Below are 16,000 nucleotides of genomic sequence, written 5' to 3'. Positions count from 1 at the left end.
TCTAGCCCTTCTGGGCCGGCTCGGCAGGCGCCGGCGCGCTCGCTGGGGGGGCTGTCTTGTCTTTGGGCGCCGCCGGCTTGTCCGATTTTTTCTGTTTATTCTGCTTCTGCTTCTTGTCGGCGGCGTCCGCCTCCGCGGCGACCACCGGCTCGCGCAGTGGCATCTGCACTTCGCTCTCGCCGTTACTGAGCCGTACGTAATCGCTGCCGATGAACTCCAGACGCCATTCGTCCGCCAGCACCATGCCCTGCTCCAGCAACAGGCGCTGTTCGCCCTGGCGTTCGCTGAAGCTGGCCAGCTGGCGCCCTTGGTGCATGGCGATACCGCTCAGGCGCCAGGCCTCGCGCAGCTGCTGGGCGTCGAGGTTGGCCAGTGGCTCGTCCCTGAGCACCGGCGGTCGCCGCGTGCTACTGAACAGCGGGCGCTTGATCATCTCGCGGTATTCGTCGAACGGTTCTGGTTCGCTCGGCGGCGCCGGCGCAGGCTCGGCAGCTGGCTCGGTGGCCGACGGTTCGGTGGCAGGTTCACCGCTTTCCTCGGCGGGCACCGGCGCAACCGCTGGCGGCTCCTCCTCGGCAGCCTTCAGCGCGGCGACCACGGCCGGCAGCATGAGCAGCACGATCAGCACGATCAGCACCAGCAGCGCCAGGCGCCAGTGCGTACGCAGTAGATGCAGCAGCGCCTTTTTCATTGCGCCTCCCCACTGGCGATGAAGCCCTTCAGGTCGAAGGTGACATCCAGCGACGGCACGGTCTTGAGATCCGCGGCCTGGCGGATGCGCCGCATGTCGACCCGCGGATTGCTCAGCACCACGATGTTTTCCACCAGCAACAGCGGCTCGTAGTTCGCCAGCTCGTACAGTAGGCGCACCAGTTGCTCGGTTTCGCCGCGCATGTGCACCTTGATGCCCACCGCCGGCAAGGGCGACTCGGCTTGTTCCAGGCTGAGGATCTGGGTGCTGATCACCTGGGCGCCGATGGTCCCGATCAGCTGGCCGATCTGCTGCTGCAGTTCGGCGCTGGCCAGCGCCGGGCGGGGCTCGGCGATGACCAGGCGGGTCACCGGGTCGCTGCGCTTGAGTTCGGCCAGGCGCGCCTCCTGGGCGGGCAGCTCGGCGACCAGGCGCTGGTAGACCTCCAGGCGTTGCTGCAGGCCGGCGATGACCTCCTCATCGGACTGGAAACGGCTGAGCAAGGGGCCGATTACCAGCCACAGCAGCAGGCTGACCAGAATCAGCAGGATGAGTACGGCGAGCAACTGGCGCAGGCGCAGCGGGATCATGGGGCCTCCTGCGGCGGACGACGCTCGGCGATCAGGCTGAAGCGATCCTTCTGGGTGCGCGGGTTGCTGGTGATCGGCGAGGCGTAGCTGACGCTCTGCAGGGTCTTGGATTGCTCGAGCAGGCCGATCAGTGCCGAGGCCTCGGCCGACTCGCCCTCCAGGCGCACCCGCTCACCGGTCAATTCGAAACGGCTGAGCCAGGTGCTGTCCGGCAACAGGCTGGTCAGCTCCTGGAGAATGCCCAGCACCTCGCCGGCGTGGGCCTGCTGCTCGCGCAGGTAGCTGCGCCCCGCCTCCAGTTGCTCCAGTTCGGCACGCACCGCGGCGGCGCGCTCGGCTTCCGCCTTGGGGGCATCCAGTTCGGCGGCCAGGCGTTCGGCGCGCCGCTGCTGTTGCAGCAGCGGCAACGCCGCCAGCACCACCAGCCCCAGCACCGCCGCGACCTGCAGCCGGCGGTTGCCGCGCCAGCGACTGCCGCGGCTGCGCAGCAGGCCGCCTGGCAGCAGGTTGATCGGCTGGCCGCCGGCGTGCCCCGCGCCTTCGTCCAGGGTGACCAGCGAGGGGTGCACACCCAGGCCGTCGAGGCGCTGCAGCAGCTCGTCGAGGTAGTCGCGCAGCACTACTTGCAGTTCCACCTGCAGGCGTTGGTGGCGGCGGTCGCGCTCGAGGATGCGAAAGCCGAAGTACACCTGCTCGCTGGTAAACGGGGTGTGCCTGTCCATCTCGAAGCGCAGCACGTTACCCAGCCCGGCCTCGGTGGCCGCGGGCAGGCTGAGTACCTTGTGCAAGACCTGCCGTGACGGCAGCAGCAGGACCACCTTGGCCGCCTTGCCCAGGCGCTCGAGCAGCACCTCGAGCACCGCCGGCGGCAACTCGCCCTCGCTGCCCAGGGCACCGCTGACCAGCGGCTCGCGCTGGCCGAAGCTGCCGAAAGCGAGGCTGCACTGGCCCTCGTGCAGGACGATGAACAACAGCTTGCCGCGCCGCCGCAGGCGCTCGCGCCAGCGTTCCGGAACCAGGCCGAGCAGCTCCTGGCTCCACCACTGCCAGAAGCGCTGTGCCAGGGCGATCAGGGAATCGGTCGCCAGTTGCAAACGGTCGTTCATTGGCTGTCCCTTCGTTAACGGGCATGCCGCAAGTGGCACCCCAGTTGCTGGAAGCCTCGCGCGGCATGCCCGCTTCCCTCATCCGGCGCTGCGCGCCACCTTCTCCCGGAGGGAGAAGGGCATCAGAAAGTCGTCGCTACGCGACTTCCACGTTAAAGGACGCGGCAGCGGCAACGACACCTCGCTACTGGAGGCTGTTCTCCAGCACCTGGATGCCCTGTGTCCGGCCCAGACCACGCCGTCGCACCAGCAGCTGTTGCCGAGCCTTTACACTCGTCCCCACAGTTGTATCCGTAACGATAGAGTAGTTGACGCCCGGCGCATTGGGCGCCAACAGGCGCGGATCCACTCCGGTCAACAATGGCGGCCGCTCGCCCACGGCGTACTTGCGCCGACGCTCCTCGATATAGCCGTCGATGCTCTCCGGGCGGATCCCCGGCAGCGCCAGCAGCACCTCGCGCGGCGCCACCATGGGGTTGACCTCGGCCTTGTTCGAGTGCAGGGTCAGCGCCGGCAGCACCTGCTGGTAGAGCGCCTCGCTCATGCCCAGCACCTGGCGCAGTTCCTCCAGCTTCTCGAACGGTTGGTTGGCCGGCCCGAGCAGGCCGGCCACGCGGTATTGCTCCTCTTCGGCGCCCGCCGGGCGAATCAGGTCGTCCTCGTCGCGCCAGTCGAGAATGGCGTCGGCCTGGGCCTGCGCCTCCCGCTCGCTTAGCCCCACCGATTCGAACAGCCCCACTAGCAACAGCGGCTCGGCCGCGTTTAGGTCGATCTTGCCCTGCTCATCGAACAGCGCCACCTCGACGCTGATGTCATCCAGCTCCAGGCTGCGCACGCTGCCATCGGCCAGCCAGCCGGCGGTGTCGGCCTGCAGCAGGCTCCATATGCCCCAGTTGACCCCGGCCTCGGCCACGTGCCGGGCGCTGGCTGCCAGGCGCGCGTTGCTCGCCAGTTGCAGTTCGGTACGGCTGCCGCTCGCCAGGTTGACGGCGATCAACGACAGCAGCACCAGCAGCCAGAGCACGCCGACCAGCGCCACGCCACGCCCGCGCAGGCACGCCTCAACGGCTTCTGAAGATGGCATAGGCCATGTCCCTCGGCGCCACCAGCAATTCCGCCAGCCCGCTCTCGCTCCGCCGCGGCGGGGTCAGGCGCAGTAGCACCGGCAGACCCGGCTGCTGCTGCCATTGGCTCTGCCAGTCCGGCTCGCCGTCGTCGCGCCGCTCCAGGTAGGCGAAACGCCAGGCCCTTGGCAGGCCCTCGACCAGCAGCTTGCGCCCGCCCTCACTGGCCAGGGCTTCGATCAGCAGCGACCAGTTGAGCTCTTCCATCTCGACGAAGGGCATGTAGCGCAGCTCCAGCTGCCAGGCCAGGCCCTTGGGGGTGATCTGTTTGTCTTGCAGCAATTGCACCCAGTACAGCTGCTTGCTGTCGTCCAGCGCCGGCAGATGGGCGACGAAGACGACCTGCTGTTCGTCGCCGAAGAACGCCACCTGCTGCACACCCTCGTCGTCGCGCACCGAGAAGTCCTGCGGGCTCTCCAGCAGTCGTCGCAGCAGGGACTGGGTCAGATAGCTGCGCTCCATTTCCTGCTGGCGCAGTTCGGTGCCGCTCCAGCTGCGCAGGGCGACATGCAGACCGCCATAGGCCAGCATCGCCACTAGGCTGGCGAGGGTCAGCGCCACCAGCAGCTCGACTAGGGTGAAGCCGCGCGGCACCTGCGTCATGGCGCCTCCCGCAGCAGGCGGATGGTGCTCAGGCTGACCCGTTCGGCCGGGCGACTGCCCCAGCTGACCGAAACGCGGATCAGCAGGGGCGTGACGCTGTAGCGCTCGCCGGGCTTCTGGTTGTCGAATTCGTAGGGCTCGACCTCGCTTTCCCAGCGGTAGTCCCGATCTAGGCGCCCCTGATTCTTGCCGCGGCTGTTGCCGTCGAGGTGGACCAGCACCTCCGCCAGCTTTGACTCCGCCAGCTGCAGGGCGACCTGATGGCGGTCGGCGGTTCCCATGGCGTTCAACGACTGCGAGACGATCCGCATCAGCACGCTCATGCTCAGGCTGAGGACGAGGAAGGCCACCAGCACTTCGAGCAGGGTGAAGCCGCGCGACCTAGCGTTGTGCCTCACGATCGTCCTCCTGCGGCTGCTCCTCGTCATGCTCCAGCTGCGGCTGTTCTTCCTCCAGCAGGCCACGCTGTACCCGTCCGCTCAGCCAGTCGACGCTGACCGCCTCACTGCGGCCGTCGTCCAGCGCCAGGCTGAGGCTGCCGCCGGAGGAGTCGCCGCGCGGGTAGAAGAGGATCTGCGTCACGCCCAGGTCCAGACCCGCCTCGCCCTCGGCTTTGCCCGGCCCGGTCGCCAGCGTCAGGCTGAAGCCCTCGGGCAGCACATAGGGTTGTTCACGGTAGCTGAGCAACAGACCGCCGGTCTCGGCATCCTGGCTGATCGCCACTGGGGCGCCGCTGAGGATCGCCTGGCTGCGCGCGTGGCGCAGCAGCGCTGCCAGCTTGCGGCTCTCGGCCTCCAGGCTGAGGCCCGGCAGAAGACGCTGGAAGGCCGGGCCGACCAGGCTGATTGCCAGGCTGGCGATCACCAGCACCACCAGCAGTTCCAGCAGGGTGAAGCCACGTCCCCCGCTATTCCCAACTGCGCACATCGCGGTCTTCCCCTTCGCCCCCCTCGCGGTTGTCGGCGCCCAGGCTCCACAGGTCGAAGTCGCCGTACTGTCCCGGCGCGCGGTACTGGAACTCGTTGCCCCAGGGATCCTTGCGGATCACGTTCTTCTTCAGGTAGGGCCCGTTCCAGTTGTCGACGTTGCGCGGCTTCTCGATCAGCGCCTGTAAGCCCTGGTCGCTGCTGGGGTAGCGGCCCAGTTCCAGGCGATAGAGATCCAGGGCCGAACTCAGCTCCTGGATTTGCAACGCGGCAGCCTTGGTCTTCGAGCCGCTCAGTTGCTTGAACACCTGCGGCCCGACCAGGCTGGCCATCAGCCCGAGGATCACCAGCACCACGAGGATTTCCAGTAGGGTGAAGCCGGCCGGGCGGCGGCGATGCGAGTAGTTCATATCTGTCTCCCAGTCATAGGGGTATTTCGGTAATGCTCATGATGGCCACCAGCACCGAGAGGATGATGCCGGCGATCAACAGACCCAGGCCGACGATCAGCAGTGGTTCCAGCACCGCCAGCAGCCGCTGGATGGACACCTCGACCTCGCGGTCGTAGGTGTCCGCCACCTTCAGCAGCATCTCGTCGAGGTGGCCGGTCTCCTCGCCGACCTGGATCATCTGCAGGGCGAGCACCGGAAACACCCCGGCGGCGAGCAGCGGTGCCGCCAGCTGGCGGCCTTGCTTGAGGCTCTCGGTGGCGACGCCGACCTGCTCCATCATCAGTTGATTGCTCAAGGTCTGGCGGGCGATATTCAGTGCCTGCAGCAGGGCCACCCCGCCGGTCAGCAGGGTGCCCATGCTGCGGGCGAAGCGCGCGGTCTCGATGCGCTGGCGCAGCGGCCCGAGCAGCGGCAGGCGCAACATCAGGCGGTCCCACTGCAGGCGATAGGCCGGCTGCTTGAGCAACTGGCGCCACAGCCAGACCGCCAGCAGCATCAGCAGCAGCAGCCAGCCGGCCGTGCTGCGCAGCACTTCGGCCGCGCCTATGACGATCTGGGTCGACAGCGGCAGCGCCGCGCCCATGTCGTCGAACAGCTGGCGGAACTGCGGAATCACGTAGGTGAGGATCACCAGCAGCGAGGTGACCGACACCCCCAGCAGGATGATCGGGTAGATCAGCGCCGACACCAGGCGGTCGCGCAGGGACTTGCTGCGCTCCAGGTAATAGGCCAGGTTGGCCAGGCCCTCGGCCAGGTCGCCGGCCACTTCCGAGGCCTGCACCATACTGATGTAGAAGCCGGAAAACAGCTCCGGGCGCTCGCCGAGCACGCGCGACAGGCTGATGCCGCGGCGCACCCCTTCCTGGATCGGCGTGATCAGCTGCTGCGCCATCGGATCGACGCTGACCCGCAGCATGATTTCCAGCGAGCGATCCAGCGGCACGCCGGACTGCAGCAGCGAGGCCAGATGCTGGGTGAACAGGATCACCAGCTTCTTGCTGCGCGACTGCCGCAGCAGGTCATTGAGGTCGAACTGCAGCCAGCTCTGCCAGCCGCGCCGGGTGCCGATCTCGAGTGGGATCAGGCCGCGGGCGCGCAACTGCTCGAGCACCGCCTGCTCGTCGGCGACCTCCAGCTGGCCCTGCTGGATCTCGCCGTTGTCGCTCACCGCGCGGTAGTGGAACAACGGCATCTCAGCCCTCCTGGGTGACGCGCAGCACTTCTTCGATATTGGTGGTGCCGGCCAGCGCCTTCAGGCAGCCGTCCTCGTACATGCTCAACATGCCCTCCTCGCGGGCCATCTGGCGCAACGCGCCGGCATCGGCGTGCTGGAGGATCAGGCGGCGGATCGCATCGCTCAGGGTCAACACCTCGATGATGGCGATGCGGCCGCGATAGCCGGTGCCGTTGCAGTGGCTGCAACCCTTGGCCCGGTACAGGGTCACCGGGCCGTCGCCGGCCAGGCGGTCGAGGCGCAGTTCGCGGAGCATTTCCGGCAATGGCTGGTAGGGCTCGCGGCAATGGGTGCAGAGCATGCGCACCAGGCGTTGGGCCAGCACCGCATTCAGGGTCGAGGTCAGCAGGTAGTCCTCCACGCCCATCTCCAGCAGGCGGGTGACGCTGCTCGGCGCGTCGTTGGTGTGCAGGGTGGACAGCACCAGATGGCCGGTCAGCGCTGACTGGATGCAGATGCGCGCGGTTTCCAGGTCGCGCATCTCGCCGACCATGATCACGTCCGGGTCCTGGCGCACGATCGAGCGCAGGGCGTTGGCAAAGGTCAGGCCGATGGCCGGCTTGACCTGGATCTGGTTGACCCCTTCGAGCTGGTACTCGACCGGGTCCTCGACGGTAATCAGCTTGCTTTCGCTGGTATTGAGAGTGTTCAGCGCCGTGTACAAGGTGGTGGTCTTGCCGCTGCCGGTAGGGCCGGTGACCAGCAGCACGCCGTGGGGGATCTTCAGCACGCTGCGCAGGCGCTGCAACGGCTGCTGGCTGAAACCCAGGGCGGCGAAGTCGAGCACCACACTCTCGCGGTTGAGCAGGCGCAGTACCACGCTCTCGCCGTGCATGGTCGGCACGGTGGAGACGCGGATGTCGAGGTCGTTGCCCTGCACGCGCATCTCGATGCGGCCGTCCTGTGGCAGGCGTCGTTCGGCGATGTTCAGCCGGGCCATCAACTTGATCCGCGAGATCACCGCCGGCGATAGCTGCACCGGCGGAGCCTCGGTCTCCTGCAGCACGCCGTCGACCCGATAGCGCACCTTGAGGCGGCTCTCGAACGGCTCGACATGGATGTCCGAGGCGCGCAGCTCCACCGCGCGCTGGATGATCAGATTGACCAGGCGGATCACCGGCGCCTCGCTGGCGCGGTCGCGCAGCTGCTCGACGTCCTCCACTGACTCCTGCTCGCTGGCTTCGACCCGCGAGAGGATATCGCCCATCTGACTCTGGCCCTGGCCGTGCATGCGCTCGATGGCGGCGTCGATCTCCGAGCCGAGCGCCACTCGCGGCGCGATGGTGCAGCCGCAGGCCAGGGTCAGCGCCTCCAGCACGTAATGATCCTGCGGGTCGGCCATGGCCACTAGCAGCTGGCCGTTGTCGAACTCCAGCGGCAGAGCGCGGCACTCCTTGAGGAAGCGGTAGGACAGGCGCTCAGCGAGTAAGGGGGCGCTGGGGAAATCCGCGGCGGCGACCCGCGGCAGGCCGAGCAGCTGCGCCAGTTGCTGGGCGATATCCTGTTCCGAGACTAGGCCGAGGCGACCCAGCAGGGTCGCCAGCGGCGGGTTCTCAACCTGCCCGGCCTGCATGCGCAGCACCCTGTTGTAGTCGGCCTCGTCCAGACGCCCGGCTCTGACCAGGGCCAGCCCGAGATCGAGCGATTCGACGGCGAGTTTGTCAGGTTCCGCGGCAAGCATGGTGTACGAGCCTCTGGCCTGACCTATAGCGCACGACTTCCTTGTGACCGGTCAGCGCCCCGCATGGTCCGTTTCAATTCTGCGACATGCCTCACTATAGACGCTGGGTTTTCGCAATGTCGGATTGCCACATGCACGTCCTGATCGACGGCAGACTATTCGCTGCGCAGGGCGTCAACCGGATTGAGCGCTGCCGCCCGGCGTGCCGGGGCGAGGCCGGCGGCCAGGCCGACCAGCGCCGCCAGCGCCAGCGCCAGCAGCAGGAACAGCGGCTGCGGCGCCAGCGGCAGGCCGGGCAGGGCCAGGTGCAGGAGCAGCAGCAACAGGCCCATCAGCAGCAGGCCGAACAGCCCGCCGGCCAGCGACAGCAGCGCCGCCTCGGCGAGAAACAGGCCGAGCACCTGCCGACTGCCCGCGCCGAGGGCGCGCAGCAGGCCGATCTCGGCGGTGCGTTCGGCCACCGTGGTGGTCATGATGGTGAGGATGCCCACCGCGCCGACCAGCAGGGAGATGCCGCCGAGCGCGCCGATGGCGACGGTCAGGGTGCCGAGGATGCGATCGAGGCTGGCCAGCATGTCGTCCTGGGTGGTCAGGCTGAAGTCCTCGCCGCCGTGGCGCTCGATCAGCAGGGCACGCACGCGCTCGGCCAGCTGCGCCGAGCCGGTGCCGGCGTTGAAGGTCAGGTTGATCTCCATCAGGCCGTCGCGGTTGAACAGGCTCTGCGCCCAGTCCACCGGGATATAGACGATGTCGTCGAGGTCGAAGCCGAGCAACTGGCCCTTCTCCTCGATCACCCCGATCACCCGGAAGCGCATGCCGCCGACGCGGATCGGCTGGCCCAGCGGGTTGGCCTCGCCGAACAGCTCGCGGCGCAGCTTGTGGCCGAGCACCGCATGGGGCGGCGAGCGGCCGTCGCGGGCGGCCGGGAGGAACTGGCCGAGCGCCAGGCGGAAGCGCCAGGCCTCGGCCAGCTGGTGGCCGCCGCCGATGATGTCGCTGCGCCGGCTGAGCACGCCGTGCTGAACGTCGCCGTTGCCCTGCAGCAGCGGCACCACCGCCTCGACGTGGGGCAGGCGGCGCAGCGCCTCGGCGTCGGCCAGCGACAGCGGGCGCACGCTGCTGAGGATGCCGCCGATGCCGCCGGTCTGGGTCTTGCCCGGGTGCACCGAGATGATCCGCGTGCCGAACTGCGAGAAGTTGTCCAGCACGTACAGGCGCAGGCCCTCGCCGATGGCGGTGAGCAGCGCCACGGCGGCGATGCCGATGGCCACCCCGAGCAGGGTCAGCACGCTGCGTAGCGGGCGGCTGGTCAGCGCCGTGGCGGTCAGGTGCAGGCCGTCCTGCCAGCGCATCATGATGCCGACCCCGGATCGGGGGAATTGGTGCGCACCATATATCCGCAGCGCCCCCCCATCCCGTAGGGTGCGCCGTGCGCACCAGGATGCCTCATGCTCACGTCCGCGCCCCCGGCGGGCGCAGCGCCACCAGCGGCTCCAGGCGCGCCGCCTGGCCGGCCGGCAGCCAGGCGAACAGCAGCGCCGCCAGCAGTGCCAGGGCCAGCGAGCCGGCGCGCGCCCAGGCCGGGGTCTGCAGGGGCACCTGCCACAGCTGGCGACCCAGCCATAGCAGCGCCTCGCTCGCCAGCAGCCCGGCCAGGCCGCCGGCGACCGCGAGCAACGCCGCCTCGCCGACGAACAGCAGGCGCACCTGCCGCGGCTTGGCACCGAGGGCCTTGAGCAGGCCGATCTCGGCGGTGCGCTGGTGCACGGCGATCCAGGTCACGTTCATGATCAGGATGCCGGCCACCAGCAGGCTGATCGCGGCGATCCCCGCCAGCGCCAGGGCCAGGGCGCCGAGGATGCCGTCGAAGGCGGCGAGCATCGAGTCCTGGCTGATCAGGGTGACGTCCTCCTTGCCCTCGTGGCGCTCCTTGAGCAGCTCGAGGATCTGCCGCTTGCCGCCTTCGAGGAACTGCGGCCCGCGCACCTCGGCGAACACGCGGAACAGCCCCTCGCGGTTGAACAGCACCTGGGCGCTGGCCACCGGGATGATCAGCATCTCGCCGAGGTCCATGCCCAGCGATTCGCCGCGCTCGGCCAGCACGCCGACCACGCGAAAGCGCCGGTCGCCGGCGCGCAGCCATTCGCCGAGCGCCGGGCGGCTGCCGAACAGCTCGCGCCTGAGCTTGGCGCCGATCACGCAGACCGCCTCGGCCTGGTCCAGGGCCAGCGCCGGCAGCGGCCGGCCCTGGGCCACCGAGAGCTGGCGGATGGCGAAGAATTCCAGGCTGGTGCCGAGGGTGAAGGCCTCGCGCGTGCGGTTGCCGGCATTGACCTCGAGCTGCCCGGCCTGCAGCGGCGCCACCCGGCGCACCGCCGGCAGGCGGCCGATGGCCTCGGCGTCGGCCAGGGTCAGGTCGCGCGGCGCCAGGCCGGTGATCGGCGGCATGCCGCCGGTGGTCTCCTTGCGCCCGGGCAGGACGATCAGGGTGTTGCGCCCGAGCATGGAGAATTCGCCGATGACGAACAGCCGCGCGCCCTCGGCCAGGCCGGTGAGAAGGTTGACCGCGACCACGCCGATGGCCATCGCCAGCAGCAGCATCAGGCTGCGCGAGCGATGCCCGCGCAGCGCGCCGAGGATCAGCCCGAGGCCGTCAGCCGCACGCACGGGCCGGCTCCTGGCGGGTATCGGCGAGGATGCGCCCGTCGAGCATCTCCAGGCGGCGAGCGGCGCGCGCGCCGAGGGCGGCGTCGTGGGTCACCACCAGCAGGGTCAGACCCTCGCCGTTGAGCTCCTCGAGCAGCGCCACCACCTCGGCGCCGGAGCGGCTGTCGAGGTTGCCGGTGGGTTCGTCGGCCAGCAGCAACGCCGGGCGCATGACCATGGCGCGGGCGATGGCGACGCGCTGGCGCTGGCCGCCGGACAGCTCGGCCGGGCGGTGGCCGATGCGGTCGCCCAGCCCCAGGCGTTCGACCAGATGCACGCTGCGCCGGCGCCGCTCGGCCGGCTCGAAGCCGGCCAGGAGCATCGGCAGCTCGATGTTCTCCAGCGCGGTCAGGCGCGGGATCAGGTGGTAGGACTGGAACACGAAGCCGATCTGCCGGCTGCGCAGCTCGGCACGGCGCTCCTCGTCCAGCGTCGCGGTGGCCTCGCCGCCCAGCCAGTACTCGCCGGCATCCGGTACATCGAGCAGGCCGAGGATATTGAGCAGGGTCGACTTGCCCGAGCCGGACGGACCCATCACCGCCAGGTACTCCCCGGCGGCCACGTCCAGGTCGACCCGGTCCAGGCCCATCACCCGCGTGTCGCCCAAGGTGAAGCAGCGACTGACGCCGCGCAGGCGGATCATGGCTCGGCGTCCGTCTGCACGCTCACCGCCACGCCGTCCTCCAGGCCCTCCTGCTCCAGGCTGGCGAGAATGCGCTCGCCTTCCTCGAGGCCTTCGAGCACCTCGGTCCAGCGCCAGTTGGCCAGCCCGGTGCGCAGCTGCACCTCGCGCAACACACCGGCGGCCGGATCAAAGCGCAGCACCCGGCGTCCCTCCAGCAGCGCCTCGGTGGGAACGCGCAGGGCGTCTTCGTGCTGCTCGACGAGGATCTCCGCGTCGGCACTGTAGCCGGTGAGCAGGGCCAGTTCGGCCGGCGCCGGGTCGAAACGCACCTCGACGTCGACGGTGCGCGCCTGGCGCTCGAGGTCGCGGACGAAGGGCGCGATGCGGCTGACGCGGCCGGCGAAGTGCTCGCCGCGGAAGGCGTCCAGGCCGATGCGTACCGGCATGCCGGGGCGCACCCGGGCGGCATCGACCTCGTCGATCGGCGCCTCGACGTAGAGGCAGCTGTCGTCGATCAGGTCCACCGCCGGCGGTGTCGGGATGCCCGGCGGCGAGGGGGTGACGAACTCGCCGACCTCGCCGTTGATCTGCGCCACTATGCCGGCGAAGGGCGCGCGCAGCGTGGCCTGATCGAGCAGCGCGCGCTGCAGCGCCAGGTTCGCCTCGGCCTCGCGGATGGCCACCGCCGCGTTGCTGCAGGCCAGGGCCGACAGGCGCGCGCGGGTCTCGCTCTGGTCCAGGCGATCGGCGGCCACCAGCTGGCGGTCGCGCAGCTGGCTCAGGCGCTCATGGTCGCGGCGCTCCAGCTCGGCCTGCAGGCAGCGCTGCTCACGCTGCTGACGCAACCCGGCCAGACGCGCCTCGACCTCGGCGACCCGTGCCTGGCGGTCGTCCTGGCGCAGGCGCATGAGCACCTGGCCGGCCTCGACGCGCTGGCCCTCCTCCACCAGGCGCTCGCTGACCTGGGCGCCCAGGTTGAACGACAGCTGGGTGCGTCGGCAGGCCTTGAGCGTACCGGCGCGGGTGTTGGCCACCAGGGTTTCCACCGCGCCGCGTTGCACCGTCACCAGACGCACCGCCAGCGGCTGCGGCCGGCTCCACCACCAGGCCGTCGCCAGCGCCGCCGCCAGCAGCGGCAGCGCCATCCATCCTTTACCCATCCGCGTACTCCTCGGCTCGTCAACCAGCCTAGGCCAGCAACGGGCGGCCAACAATGCGCCAGATCAGGCCGGGTGCCAGTATCTGGTCTTTGCCCGCCCCCGGGTTCACACTGATTCGGCAATAAATAGAAGGAATGCCGTCATGAGTGCAGTCAAACAGAGCCCGCTGGTGGAGCGGGTGGAACTCGATCAACTGACCTGCTGGCGCGTGCGTACGGCGCACGGCGAGTTGTTGGTGGCGCAGCAGGGCGCACAGATACTCAGTTACCAGCCGGACGGCCAGCCGCCGCTGATCTGGCTCAGCGAGGAGGCCGCCTACGAGCAGGGCCAGAGCGTGCGCGGCGGGGTGCCGGTGTGCTGGCCCTGGTTCGGCGATCTGCGGCGCAACCCGCCCGCCGTGCAGGCCGCCTATCAACCCGGGCTGGCGCCCAGCCATGGCCTGGTGCGCGGCCTCGACTGGCAGCTGCTGGGCATCGACGAGGACGGTGACGCGGTGACCCTGCGCTTTCTCTTCGACAGCCGCCAGCACCTGCTGCCCGGCTGGCCGCATGCCGTGCGCGTGCAACTGGACATGCGCCTCGGCGAGGACCTTTCGCTGCATCTGCAGACGCATAACCAGGGCAGCGAGCCGCTCGGCATCAGCCAGGCGCTGCACAGCTATTTCGCCGTCAGCGACGTGCGCCAGGTCAGCGTCGAAGGGCTCGACGGCTGCCGCTACCTCGATACCCTCGAGGATTGGCGCGAGTGCCGCCAGGAGGGTGCGTTGCGCTTCGCCGGCGAGACCGACCGCATCTACCTGGATATTCCGGCGCGGCTGAGCATCGTCGATCCGGGCTGGGACCGGCGCATTCACCTGGACAGCAGCGGCTCGCGCTCGGCGGTGCTGTGGAACCCCTGGATCGACAAGGCCAGGCGCCTGTCGCAGTTCGCCGCCGATGCCTGGCAGGACATGCTGTGCATCGAGACCGCCAACGTCATGGACGACGCCCTGTGCCTGGGGGCCGACGAACGGCACTCGCTGCGCCTGCGACTGTCCAGCGAGACGCTGGCGGGTTGAGCCATGGCCGGGCCGGGCGAGGGAAGCGCCCGGCCTGGCATGACTGCGCCGGGCAAAACAGTGGCCGGCGTCACAAAGAGCAATATTAAAGTGCCATTAATTGTGATGCGCCACTAATTTGCCAGTAAGACATTTCCTACATATTCGAAACAACTTCTCCTACGCTGCAAACTCCGATGGCAACTTGCTCCGAGCGGGCGACAAATTAGTGGGTCTGGCGTTCCGTCGATAATTTGTAAGATATCGCTGAATGTTAGGTATTTCACACTTCGAGCGGTTGCCCACCTTCGATCATGGGGCTAGGATGCCCGTCCCATAAGGATCTTGCGCAAGTTGTTGCACAAACGACTGCGCAAAAAGTTGCGCACTGCGGTGTGTTGGCAATGGTTGGATAGCCGGTTGCCGGGCCGTGGAAGTTGCCCACTTAATTCAAGAGTCATGGAATGACCTACTCCAGCAAGCTCACTGCGCATTATCTTGACCTGGCCAAATCCCCTATTAATGAAGGGAACTTCGCCGGTGAGGACGTGCGTTATTCCAGCGAATACGAAATGCTGGAAACCGAGCTGGGCAAGGCCTCTTCGCTGCACGAAACCGGCGCCATCGACTGGCAGAAAGTGCGCGAGGGCAGCGAGAACCTGCTGACCACTCAATCCAAGGATCTGCGCGCCGCCACCTGGCTGACCTGGGGCCTGTTCCAGCGCGAATCCTTCGCCGGCCTGCAGGCCGGTCTCAACCTGCTGCACTACCTCTGCGAACACCACTGGCACGAGTTGCACCCGCGCAAGGCGCGGACCCGCACCGCCGCTATCAACTGGTTGCTGCCGCGCCTGGAACAGGCGCTGGCCGAACACGTGCCGATCAGCGAGCAGCTGCCGCTGTTCCGTCGCCTGGCCGAACACCTGCACGGTCTGGAAGCCGCCCTGTCGAGCCACCTCGGCGAGGACTCGCCGCTGCTGCTGCCGCTGTGCCGGCGACTCGACGAGCAGATCAAGCGGGCCAGCCAGGGCCAGGTCGAGCCGGGCGCAGTCGGCGCCGCCATTGCCCAGGTCAAGCAGGTCGCCACCCAGATCATCACCGGCAGCGGCCCCATCGAAAGCGAGAAGGATGCGCACAAGGCCCTGCGCAGCCAGCAGGACGCCGCCCGCCCGCTGTGCGCCTGGTGGCTGAAGAACAAGGCCACCGACCTCAAGCCGCTGCGCCTGGCGCGCACCCTGCTGTGGCTGCCCATCGAGTCGCTGCCCGAGCGCAACGCCGAACAGATCACCGCCCTGCGCGGCCTGCCGGCCGACAAGCTGGCCTCGTACAAGGAACGCTTCGCCCAGGGCGCCTACGCCGACCTGCTCCGATCTGGAGGCCAGCATCGCCCGCGCGCCGTTCTGGCTCGATGGCCAGCGCCTGGTCTGGGAATGCCTGCAGGAGCTCAAGGCCGAGCAGGCCATGCGCGAGGTGGAAATCCAGCTCGCCCTGTTCCTGCAGCGCGTGCCCGGCCTCGACGAGCTGCGCTTCCACGACGGCGTGCCCTTCGCCGATGCCGAGACCCGCGCCTGGATAGGTGCCCAGGTGCTGCCGCATCTGCAGGCCCCGGAAGTGGAGAAGAAGCCCGCCGCCAGCGAGCAGGGCGCCACCCCGCCCTGGGAGGAGGCGCTGCAGCAGGTGTTGCCGCAGCTGCGCAAGGACGGTCTGAAGGCCGCGGTGCAGCAGCTCAAGCAGGGGCTCAATCGCGCACGCGGCGGCCGCGAGCGCTTCTTCTGGCAACTGACCCTGGCCCGCCTGTGTTTCGCCGCGAAGAAGTACGACCTGGCCAAGACCCAACTCGAATCGCTCGACCAGACGCTGCAGGCCGCCGGCCTCGGCGAGTGGGAACCCGATCTCGCCCTGGATGTGCTGCGCCTGCTGCACCACTGCTGCGAGCTGCTGCCGCAGAACCATGCGGTGCGCGACAGCAAGGACGAGATCTATCGCAGGTTGTGCCACCTCGACCTCGAGGTGGTGCTGGAGTAAGGCGCCAACACGCCAATCAAGGCCTCCGGGCCATCAACGCA

At 68.6% G+C, this 16,000-nt stretch carries 15 protein-coding genes and 1 pseudogene; 2 read left to right on the top strand and 14 right to left on the bottom strand.

Translation table 11 applies throughout. The features are described 5' to 3' along the window. Position 1: 1 nt before the first annotated feature. From ACUTAF_RS20840 to ACUTAF_RS20775, 14 genes are all read right to left on the bottom strand, one after another. Positions 2-691: a hypothetical protein gene (locus tag ACUTAF_RS20840; protein ID WP_445581750.1), complete on the bottom strand. Its 690-nt coding sequence runs from the start codon at positions 689-691 to the stop codon at positions 2-4. Next, a complete protein-coding gene (gspM, locus tag ACUTAF_RS20835; RefSeq protein WP_445581749.1) occupies positions 688-1,281 on the bottom strand; it encodes a type II secretion system protein GspM in 594 nt (197 codons plus the stop codon). Before gspM ends, ACUTAF_RS20840 begins: the two co-directional genes overlap by 4 nt. Then, the gene (locus ACUTAF_RS20830) at positions 1,278-2,387 is read right to left on the bottom strand and encodes a PilN domain-containing protein (protein ID WP_445581748.1); all 1,110 of its coding nucleotides are present in this window, start codon (positions 2,385-2,387) and stop codon (positions 1,278-1,280) included. The genes gspM and ACUTAF_RS20830 overlap by 4 nt, the downstream gene beginning before the upstream one ends. 184 nt (positions 2,388-2,571) lie before the next feature. Then, complete coding sequence (locus tag ACUTAF_RS20825; RefSeq protein ID WP_445581747.1) at positions 2,572-3,471, bottom strand: type II secretion system minor pseudopilin; 900 nt, start codon at positions 3,469-3,471, stop codon at positions 2,572-2,574. Next, positions 3,449-4,114 carry a prepilin-type N-terminal cleavage/methylation domain-containing protein gene (locus ACUTAF_RS20820; RefSeq protein ID WP_445581746.1) on the bottom strand — a complete coding sequence of 222 codons (666 nt, stop codon included), beginning with the start codon at positions 4,112-4,114 and terminating at the stop codon, positions 3,449-3,451. Before ACUTAF_RS20820 ends, ACUTAF_RS20825 begins: the two co-directional genes overlap by 23 nt. Then, positions 4,111-4,512, bottom strand: coding sequence for a type IV pilus modification PilV family protein (locus ACUTAF_RS20815; protein ID WP_445581745.1), 402 nt, complete (start codon positions 4,510-4,512; stop codon positions 4,111-4,113). The genes ACUTAF_RS20820 and ACUTAF_RS20815 overlap by 4 nt, the downstream gene beginning before the upstream one ends. Further along, positions 4,496-5,041 carry a GspH/FimT family pseudopilin gene (locus tag ACUTAF_RS20810; RefSeq protein ID WP_445581744.1) on the bottom strand — a complete coding sequence of 182 codons (546 nt, stop codon included), beginning with the start codon at positions 5,039-5,041 and terminating at the stop codon, positions 4,496-4,498. Before ACUTAF_RS20810 ends, ACUTAF_RS20815 begins: the two co-directional genes overlap by 17 nt. Further along, positions 5,022-5,450 (bottom strand): type II secretion system major pseudopilin GspG, encoded by a 429-nt coding sequence (gspG, locus tag ACUTAF_RS20805; RefSeq protein ID WP_445581743.1) that lies wholly within the window; start codon positions 5,448-5,450, stop codon positions 5,022-5,024. The genes ACUTAF_RS20810 and gspG overlap by 20 nt, the downstream gene beginning before the upstream one ends. 13 nt (positions 5,451-5,463) lie before the next feature. Next, on the bottom strand, positions 5,464-6,684 hold the full coding sequence (locus ACUTAF_RS20800; protein WP_445581742.1) for a type II secretion system F family protein: 1,221 nt from the start codon (positions 6,682-6,684) through the stop codon (positions 5,464-5,466). Position 6,685: 1 nt separating this feature from the next. Next, complete coding sequence (gspE, locus tag ACUTAF_RS20795; RefSeq protein ID WP_445581741.1) at positions 6,686-8,407, bottom strand: type II secretion system ATPase GspE; 1,722 nt, start codon at positions 8,405-8,407, stop codon at positions 6,686-6,688. Between the two features lie 155 nt (positions 8,408-8,562). Continuing rightward, positions 8,563-9,759, bottom strand: a complete 1,197-nt coding sequence (locus tag ACUTAF_RS20790) for an ABC transporter permease (RefSeq protein WP_445582483.1) — start codon at positions 9,757-9,759, stop codon at positions 8,563-8,565. A gap of 100 nt (positions 9,760-9,859) precedes the next feature. Beyond that, on the bottom strand, positions 9,860-11,074 hold the full coding sequence (locus ACUTAF_RS20785; protein ID WP_445581740.1) for an ABC transporter permease: 1,215 nt from the start codon (positions 11,072-11,074) through the stop codon (positions 9,860-9,862). Further along, the gene (locus ACUTAF_RS20780) at positions 11,061-11,756 is read right to left on the bottom strand and encodes an ABC transporter ATP-binding protein (protein ID WP_445581739.1); all 696 of its coding nucleotides are present in this window, start codon (positions 11,754-11,756) and stop codon (positions 11,061-11,063) included. Before ACUTAF_RS20780 ends, ACUTAF_RS20785 begins: the two co-directional genes overlap by 14 nt. Beyond that, positions 11,753-12,898 (bottom strand): efflux RND transporter periplasmic adaptor subunit, encoded by a 1,146-nt coding sequence (locus ACUTAF_RS20775; RefSeq protein WP_445581738.1) that lies wholly within the window; start codon positions 12,896-12,898, stop codon positions 11,753-11,755. The genes ACUTAF_RS20780 and ACUTAF_RS20775 overlap by 4 nt, the downstream gene beginning before the upstream one ends. A gap of 142 nt (positions 12,899-13,040) precedes the next feature. Between ACUTAF_RS20775 and ACUTAF_RS20770 the strand changes: the two genes are divergently transcribed. After that, positions 13,041-13,955 carry a D-hexose-6-phosphate mutarotase gene (locus ACUTAF_RS20770; protein WP_445581737.1) on the top strand — a complete coding sequence of 305 codons (915 nt, stop codon included), beginning with the start codon at positions 13,041-13,043 and terminating at the stop codon, positions 13,953-13,955. A gap of 443 nt (positions 13,956-14,398) precedes the next feature. Continuing rightward, positions 14,399-15,959, top strand: a pseudogene (gene tssA / locus ACUTAF_RS20765) (type VI secretion system protein TssA). The last annotated feature ends 41 nt before the right edge of the window (positions 15,960-16,000 follow it).

This window comes from Pseudomonas sp. SP16.1 (assembly GCF_052682975.1).
This window is presented reverse-complemented; position numbering and strand designations above follow the sequence as displayed.